At 67.0% G+C, this 224-nt stretch carries 1 protein-coding gene; it reads left to right on the top strand.

Features of this window, described 5'->3' with window-relative positions; translation table 11 throughout:
• The coding region (locus tag ACGF49_RS25375; RefSeq protein ID WP_387493600.1) for a type VI secretion protein IcmF/TssM N-terminal domain-containing protein at nucleotides 1-224 on the top strand (224 nt) is incomplete at both ends.

Below are 224 nucleotides of genomic sequence, written 5' to 3'. Positions count from 1 at the left end.
ACCCGCCAGATACAGGGGCTGCACAGCTATCTGGTGCCGCTGCTGGAGGGGCTCCTCGCCAACGGCGGCCCGGCACAGCCCGGCCTGCGGGGGGTTTACCTCACCTCGTCCAGACAAATCGGCCAGATGGATGACCTGTTTACCCAGTCTGCCGCGGCGCAGTATCACCTGGGGCCGCAGGCTTTTCCCACCTGGCCGGTGGCGGACACCGTGCCCTACTTCAC

Origin of the sequence: Photorhabdus sp. RM96S, from assembly GCF_042879335.1 — a bacterium.
Lineage (GTDB): Bacteria > Pseudomonadota > Gammaproteobacteria > Enterobacterales > Enterobacteriaceae > Photorhabdus > Photorhabdus kayaii.
This window is presented reverse-complemented; position numbering and strand designations above follow the sequence as displayed.